This is a genomic window from Clostridium sp. (assembly GCF_036569345.1).
Taxonomy (GTDB): domain Bacteria; phylum Bacillota; class Clostridia; order Clostridiales; family Clostridiaceae; genus Clostridium_AD.
Map to the genome: position 1 here is coordinate 24,389 of NZ_DATCQT010000202.1, position 6,717 is coordinate 31,105.

6 protein-coding genes are annotated in these 6,717 nt (G+C 31.4%); all 6 read left to right on the top strand.

Features of this window, described 5'->3' with window-relative positions; translation table 11 throughout:
• Positions 1-7 precede the first annotated feature (7 nt).
• The 6 genes from VIM70_RS21310 to VIM70_RS21335 all read left to right on the top strand — a co-directional run bounded on the left by VIM70_RS21310 (position 8) and on the right by VIM70_RS21335 (position 6,630).
• Positions 8-1,201 carry a glycine C-acetyltransferase gene (locus VIM70_RS21310; protein ID WP_331947792.1) on the top strand — a complete coding sequence of 398 codons (1,194 nt, stop codon included), beginning with the start codon at positions 8-10 and terminating at the stop codon, positions 1,199-1,201.
• Positions 1,202-1,302: 101 nt separating this feature from the next.
• Complete coding sequence (locus tag VIM70_RS21315) at positions 1,303-2,262, top strand: L-threonine 3-dehydrogenase (protein WP_331947793.1); 960 nt, start codon at positions 1,303-1,305, stop codon at positions 2,260-2,262.
• A gap of 69 nt (positions 2,263-2,331) precedes the next feature.
• A complete protein-coding gene (gene nth, locus VIM70_RS21320) occupies positions 2,332-2,961 on the top strand; it encodes an endonuclease III (protein WP_331947794.1) in 630 nt (209 codons plus the stop codon).
• A 79-nt stretch (positions 2,962-3,040) separates the two neighbouring features.
• A complete protein-coding gene (locus VIM70_RS21325; RefSeq protein ID WP_331947795.1) occupies positions 3,041-3,634 on the top strand; it encodes a DUF1836 domain-containing protein in 594 nt (197 codons plus the stop codon).
• Between the two features lie 47 nt (positions 3,635-3,681).
• Positions 3,682-4,908 carry a peptidase T gene (pepT, locus tag VIM70_RS21330; protein ID WP_331947796.1) on the top strand — a complete coding sequence of 409 codons (1,227 nt, stop codon included), beginning with the start codon at positions 3,682-3,684 and terminating at the stop codon, positions 4,906-4,908.
• Positions 4,909-5,211: 303 nt separating this feature from the next.
• Positions 5,212-6,630 carry a S1C family serine protease gene (locus VIM70_RS21335; protein WP_331947797.1) on the top strand — a complete coding sequence of 473 codons (1,419 nt, stop codon included), beginning with the start codon at positions 5,212-5,214 and terminating at the stop codon, positions 6,628-6,630.
• The last annotated feature ends 87 nt before the right edge of the window (positions 6,631-6,717 follow it).

Below are 6,717 nucleotides of genomic sequence, written 5' to 3' on the forward strand. Positions count from 1 at the left end.
TGTTGTTATGGGAAGTAAAGTATTAGAGAAGTTTTTAAAAGAAAATTTAGAAGATTTAAAAAGTAAAGGTTTATATAATGTAATAAATATACTAAAGAGTGCAAATGGACCTATTATAACAATCGGAGATAAAAAGTTAATTAACTTATCTTCTAATAATTATTTAGGGCTTGCTACTGATCCTAGAATGATTGAAGCTACTATTAAAGCAACTAAGAAATATGGTGCAGGTGCAGGTGCTGTTAGAACAATAAATGGTACTTTAGAAATCCACATGGAACTAGAGCATAAACTTGCAAAGTTTAAACATACAGAAGCTGCTATCGCTTTCCAGTCGGGATTCAACTGTAATATGGGCGCAATTTCAGCAGTGATGAATAAAAAAGATGCTATTTTATCAGATTCGTTAAATCATGCATCAATAATAGATGGATGCAAATTATCTGGTGCAAAAATTATAAGAATAGAACACTCTGATATGGTAGATTTAAGGAATAAGGCAAAAGAAGCAGTAGAATCAGGTTTATATGAAAAAATCATGGTTATTACTGATGGTGTATTCTCCATGGATGGTGATATTGCAAAACTTCCTGAAATTGTTAAAATAGCAGAGGAGTTTGACTTAATAACATACGTAGATGATGCACACGGTTCAGGAGTCCTTGGAAAAGGTGCGGGTACTGTACATCACTTTGGGTTGTCAGATAAAATAGATTTTCAAATTGGAACTTTATCAAAGGCTATTGGAGTCGTGGGTGGATACGTAGCTGGTTCGCAGGATTTAATTGATTGGCTCATGGTTCGTGGAAGACCATTCCTATTTTCAACATCACTAACTCCAGGATCGGCAGGGGCTGCTATAGAAGCTATTAACATTCTAACAGAAAGCACTGAGTTAAATGAAAAACTTTGGGAAAATGCAAACTATTTGAAGAATGGTTTAAAAAAACTTGGATTTAATATTGGAAATAGTGAAACCCCAATTACTCCATGTATAATAGGAGATGAAGTTAAAACTCAAGAATTTAGTAAGAGGCTTTTTGATGGTGGAGTTTACGCAAAATCAATAGTATTTCCAACTGTTAGAAAAGGAACAGGAAGGGTAAGAAATATGCCCACAGCAGCTCATACAAAGGAAATGTTAGATGAAGCTTTAGCTACCTATGCAACGGTTGGGAGACAAATGGGTATAATTAAATAAAAAATATTTAATTTGGGTATAATACTGTAACTAGGTGTTATACCTAAATTAATATTAAATGTAATTAAATTATACATTTATTTGGATATGGAGGGAATAGGATGAAAAAGATATTAGTGACGGGAGCCTTAGGTCAGATAGGCTCAGAACTTGTAATGAAGATGAGAGAAATCTATGGCATTGATAATGTAATAGCTACAGATTTAAGAAAGCCAGAGGAGAACCAAGTAGTTACTTCGGGACCATTTGAAATGCTAGATGTAACTGATCATGAAACTATGCTTAAAATTGCTAAAGAATATGAAATAGATACATTAATTCATTTAGCAGCATTATTATCAGCGACAGCGGAGGCGAAACCATTGCTAGCTTGGAATATTAATATGGGTGGACTTATAAATGCATTGGAAGTTGCGAGAGAGCTTAAGTGCAAGTTATTTACACCAAGTTCTATAGGAGCCTTTGGGCCCTCTACTCCTAAAGATAATACTCCTCAAGATACAATTCAAAGACCAACAACTATGTATGGCGTAAATAAGGTTTCAGGAGAATTATTATGTGATTATTATCATACAAAATTTGGAGTTGATACAAGAGGCGTACGTTTTCCTGGTTTAATTTCTTATAAAGTTCTCCCAGGTGGTGGAACAACTGACTATGCTGTTGATATATACTATGAAGCATTAAGGTCGGGCAAATACACTTCATTTATTGATAAAGGAACAAAAATGGATATGATGTATATGCCAGATGCCATAAATGCAATAATTAATTTAATGGAAGCTGATGAAACAAAACTAAAACATAGAAATGCATTTAATATTGCAGCTATGAGTTTTGAACCAGACGAAATAGCTGCTGAAATTAAAAAACATATTAAGAATTTTAAAATCGATTATAACGTAGATCCAGTAAGGCAGAGTATTGCTGATTCCTGGCCAAATTCAATGGATTCAACTTGTGCTAGGGATGAGTGGGGATTTATTGCTAAATACGATTTGGAAAAAATGACTACTGATATGTTGGAAAAATTAAGTGCTAAAGGAATTGGTACTAGGTAATACAATTACGTTGTTTACCTCTTTTAAAGGTGGACAACGTATTTTTAATAGTGAAAAGCGGGTGATTTTATGAAAAAGAAAACAATTAAAATTGTACTTGAGATTCTTAGTGAAACATATGCAGGGGTTAAGTGTGGACTTGATTTTACATCACATTATGAACTTTTAGTATCAACCATATTATCAGCACAATGCACAGATGTACGGGTAAACACTGTTACATCTCAGCTGTACAAGGAATATAATACACCTGAAGCTATGATTACTTTATCAAGCGAGCAGCTTGGTAAAAAAATTATGAGTTGTGGATTTTATAATAATAAAAGCAAAAACATAATAGGTGCTACAAAACTTATATTAGAAAAATATAATGGTGAAGTACCAAACACCATGGAAGAATTAATAGAACTTCCGGGAGTGGGGAGAAAAACTGCTAATGTGGTTTTATCTAATGCTTTCGGTATTCCTGCTATTGCTGTTGACACTCACGTTTTTAGAGTGTCAAAAAGAATTGGACTAGCCTCGGGAAAAAATGTTGAAATTGTAGAGCAACAACTTATGAAAAATATTCCTAGAGAAATGTGGAGTGATGCTCATCATTACATTATATGGCATGGAAGAAAAATATGTAAAGCTAGAAAACCTACTTGCGATATATGCCCTATAGCACCTTATTGTGAATTTCTAAATGGAAAATGAGGACAAAAAATATTAATAAATTTTACTAATTATAGAATACAGGTAATTAATACTATATAATGAAGGGGAGGTGGACTAAATGGATTATAATAAGGATAGTTTAAATAAATTAGTAGAAGAGGTTATAGGAGCAAAAGATATTAGTTTAGTAGAGATACCTTGTGTTGATTTATATATGGATCAGATTACAACATTTTTTAATGAGAAGCTTGGAAACCTTAAAAGGAATGAGGAAGATAAAATTCTTACAAAAACTATGATTAATAATTATACTAAAGGTAAAGTTCTCATGCCAGCAAAAAATAAAAAATATACTAAGGAACATATCATTCTTCTGACCCTTATTTATAATTTAAAGCAAATTGTTTCAATTAATGATATTAATACGATATTTGATCCTATCATTGATTTAAGAGCTCCCAAGAGCACAAGCATTCCATTAGAAGATTTGTATAATAATTTTTTAGATATTAAAGAAGTTCAAAATAAAGAGTTTGCAATAGATATAGATAAAGATACCGAATTTATAAAAGAAAAAGTCAAAGAAATGGGGAAAGAGGATGGAGAGTTAATAGAATTAATATCAATGATATTGTTACTTATTAACAAAGCTAATATGCAAAAGAGAATGGCGGAAAAATTAATTGATACTTTCTTGAAGACAGAATTATAGATTTTTAATTATGAAGGTAGAGCCATATAAAATAGGGAGATGAGTTTATGTCTAAAGTTATAGAAAAATTTTTAAAATATGTAAGCTATGATACTAAATCTGATGAGGAATCAACTACAGTTCCAAGTACTAATGGGCAAATGACACTTGCAAGGGAATTAGTTAAGGAATTAAAGGAAATGGGTATAAAACAAGCAAGTGTAGATGAAAATGGATATGTGATGGCGATCGTGCCCTCGAATGTAGAAAAAAATGTACCGATTATAGGATTTATTGCACATATGGATACCTCTCCAGATATGCCAGGTATTAATGTTGTCCCTAAATTTGTTGAAAATTATGATGGAGAAGATATTGTTTTAAATAAAGAAAATAACGTAGTGTTATCCCCAAAGGATTTTCCAGAATTAAAGAATTATTTGGGGAAAACTATTATTACTACAGATGGGACGACATTACTTGGAGCTGATGATAAAGCAGGGATTTCAGAAATAATGGCGGCTGTAGAACACTTAACTCAAAATCCTAATATTCCACACGGATGTATTTGTATTGGATTTACGCCAGATGAAGAAGTAGGTCGTGGTGCGGATATTTTTGATGTGAAAAAATTTGGTGCAGATTTTGCATATACTATGGATGGGGGAACTATTGGGGAATTAGAATACGAAAATTTTAATGCGGCAGGAGCAAAAATTTGTATTCATGGAAGAAATGTTCATCCAGGTTCAGCAAAAGGGAAAATGATTCATTCAACACTTATAGGAAATGAATTTATAAATTCCATGCCTCAAAATGAAACACCAGCAACGACTGAAGGTTATGAGGGATTCTATCATTTGACTAGTATAAGTGGCGAAGTTGAACAAACGAAACTTGCGTATATTATAAGAGACTTTAATAAAGAGAGTTTTGAAAATAGAAAGATATTTATTAAAAATGTAGCAGATAAACTAAATGATAAATATGGTCATGGCACAGTTGAAATAGAAGTCAAGGATCAGTATTATAATATGAAAGAAAAAATAGAGCCAGTTAAACATATTGTTGATACAGCGTTTTTGGCAATGAAGAAAGTAGGTATAAATCCTATAATGGTTCCTATAAGGGGAGGCACAGATGGATCCAGGCTTTCATATATGGGGCTTCCTACTCCAAATATATTCACAGGTGGTCAGAATTTTCATGGTAAATATGAATTTATACCAACATTTGCAATGGAAAAAGCTGTGGAAGTGATACTTAAAATAGTTGAGTTATATACTGATAAATAATACAAATTAGTTTTTGAAAATAAATAGTAAGAACAATGAAATTTAATAATTACCTTTTCTAAATAAATTAGGAGAGGTATTTTTTATATTTTAACAGAGAATAAGAAATATATAACATTAGTTCAATGTTTGTTAACAAGTTTGTCACTAAACTGTAACATAAAAGCTTTAGAATATAATTAAAGTCAAATGTAAACTTAAGTATAAAATAGTATATATAAGTCATATTTTCTTAAAATATTTTTGATAACAAAAGTTAATAACAGATATCTACTACAGAAATAAAAAAGGAGGAAAATAGTTATGAATGATAGAAATGATAATGAAGTTAATAAAACAAATGGTGAAAACGAAAATATGAATGATAATGAAAACATAAATGATAATGAAAACATAAATGATAGTGAAAACATAAATGATGGCGAAAACATAAATGGTAGTGAAACCATAAATAATAGTGATAATATAAAAAAAACTGATGAAGTGGCTAATGAAAACCTTACGGTAAATAAGCTTAATGATGAGTCTAAAGAAGTACAAAGCTTAGATGTGCCTAATAAAGATAATAGTTACAAGTCATTAAATGATGAAAATGTAAAAACACACAAAGGTGGCATGAGAAAAAGAATAGTATCATACATATTAGTAGGTATAATATGTTCTACACTTGGAGGAATAGGTTCTGGTATTGTTACAATGAATATTATGAGAAATTCAAGTGATACAACAATTTCTAGCGCACCTGTAGCAACTTCTACAAATCTTGCTACGGATTCAAAAGCAAGTCTTATTACTACGAACAGTAAACAAAATTTAACTGTACCTGAAATTGTAAAAAAGGTAAGTCCTGCAGTAGTTGCAATATCTACCACAAGCGCTGCTGTAAGTAGTGACTTTAGCAACCAGACTACTCCTCAAGAAGGTGTGGGAACCGGTATGATTTTTAGTAAAGATGGATATATCTTAACAAATTATCATGTTATAAGTGGAGCGGAGAGTATTAAAGTATTGCTAAGTAATGGAAAAGAAGTTTCTGCAAAAGTAATCAATTATGATGTTGAAGCTGATGTAGCTGTAATCAAACTAGCGGATAATACTAAGGTTCCAGGTGTGGCCGAATTTGGAGATTCAGATAAACTTCAAGTAGGAGAATCAGTAGTTGCAATAGGTAATCCCCTAGGAAAAGAGTTATTAGGATCTGTTACTACAGGAATTGTTAGTGCAGTTAATAGGCAAGTAAGCATTGAAAATAAAGACCTTAAATTTATTCAAACAGATGCAGCTATTAACCCAGGGAATAGTGGTGGCCCGCTTGTTAATTCTAGGGGTCAAGTTATAGGGATAAATACTGCTAAAATAAGTGTTGAAGGGGTAGAAGGATTGGGTTTTTCAATACCAATTAACACAATAAATCCTAAAATAAAAAATTTAATTATACCAGTTCTTAATATAGGAATAACTTGCAGAGACATTACTGCAGATATATCGAAGCAATATAATATTCCAGTAGGAGTATATGTAACACAAATTAAAGAATTCAGTGCGGCAGAAAAATCGGGCATAAAACCTGGGGATACAATTGTAAAGTTTGATGGCCAAACGATTAAAACTGTAGCAGAAATAAATAAGATTAAAGGTACACATAAATCCGGTGATGTTATTAAAATAGAATTAATTAGAAATGCAAAGACAATAAAAATAAACTTAACACTTTCCGAATAATAAAACGTATATTTTGTATAAAAGAAATTGGAAATCATATGATTTCCAATTTCTTTTATACAAAATATACGTTTTATTATTCGGAAA

Excerpts from the sequence above, each read along its gene's own strand:
- nth (WP_331947794.1), top strand. The coding sequence starts at position 2,332 with ATGAAAAAGAAAACAATTAAAATTGTACTTGAGATTCTTAGTGAAACA.
- VIM70_RS21335 (WP_331947797.1), top strand. The coding sequence starts at position 5,212 with ATGAATGATAGAAATGATAATGAAGTTAATAAAACAAATGGTGAAAAC.
- pepT (WP_331947796.1), top strand. The coding sequence starts at position 3,682 with ATGTCTAAAGTTATAGAAAAATTTTTAAAATATGTAAGCTATGATACT.
- VIM70_RS21310 (WP_331947792.1), top strand. The coding sequence starts at position 8 with ATGGGAAGTAAAGTATTAGAGAAGTTTTTAAAAGAAAATTTAGAAGAT.
- VIM70_RS21315 (WP_331947793.1), top strand. The coding sequence starts at position 1,303 with ATGAAAAAGATATTAGTGACGGGAGCCTTAGGTCAGATAGGCTCAGAA.
- VIM70_RS21325 (WP_331947795.1), top strand. The coding sequence starts at position 3,041 with ATGGATTATAATAAGGATAGTTTAAATAAATTAGTAGAAGAGGTTATA.